The 809-nt window shown below is 75.3% G+C and carries 1 protein-coding gene; it reads left to right on the forward strand.

The genetic code is table 11. The features are described 5' to 3' along the window. Positions 1–809: SMC hinge domain-related protein (locus NL1_RS38465; protein WP_507763283.1), on the forward strand; the 809-nt coding region annotated here is incomplete at both ends.

The following is an 809-nucleotide window of genomic DNA, read 5'->3' on the forward strand; positions in this document are numbered from 1 at the left end:
CCCGACCGGCGACCCGCTGCCGGGCGAGGCCCGCTGGCTGGCCGACGTGGTGGACTGCCCGGAATCGGTGCGCGCGGCCATCGGCGCGCTGACCGCGGGCGTCGCGGTGGTCGACGACCTCGTGGCAGCGACCGAACTCGTCGCGGCCCGCCCCGAGCTGCGAGTGGTCACCCGCGACGGCGATCTCACCGGCACCGGCTGGCTGCTCGGCGGATCCGATCGCGCCCCGAGCCAGCTGGAGATCCAGGCCGATATCGACGCCGCCGAGTCCGAGCTGATCGCGGCGCAGCGGCGCGCGGAACAGCTGGAGGCGGCGCTCTCCGGAGCGCTGGCCGAACAGGCCGATCGCAAGGAGGCGGTGGACCACGCGCTGCTCGCGCTGCACGAATCCGATCAGGCGCTGATGGCCATCTACGACCGGCTCGGCAGGCTCGGCCAGGCGGCCCGCGCGGCCCAGGCCGACAGCGACCGGCTCGTCACCCAGCGCACCGAGGCCGAAGCCGGGCGCGAGGAGTCACTCACCGCGCTGGCCGAACTCGAAGACCGGTTGCGGCACGCCGAACTCGAACAGTCCGAGATCGATGCCGACGGCGTCGGCGCAGCGGGCACCGAGACCGCGGGCCGCGACCGCGAAGAGGCGGCCGCCGCCTTGGCCGAGGCCCGCTCCATGGAGGTGGAGGCCAGGCTCACCGTGCGCACCGCCGAGGAACGCGCGGAATCGGTACGCGGCAAAGCGGATTCGCTGCGCCGCGCGGCCCGCGCCGAACGCGAGACACGTGCCCGCGCCGAACGCGCGCAGGCCGCGCGCC

The organism is Nocardia lijiangensis NBRC 108240 (assembly GCF_001613045.1).
Classification (GTDB): domain Bacteria; phylum Actinomycetota; class Actinomycetes; order Mycobacteriales; family Mycobacteriaceae; genus Nocardia; species Nocardia lijiangensis.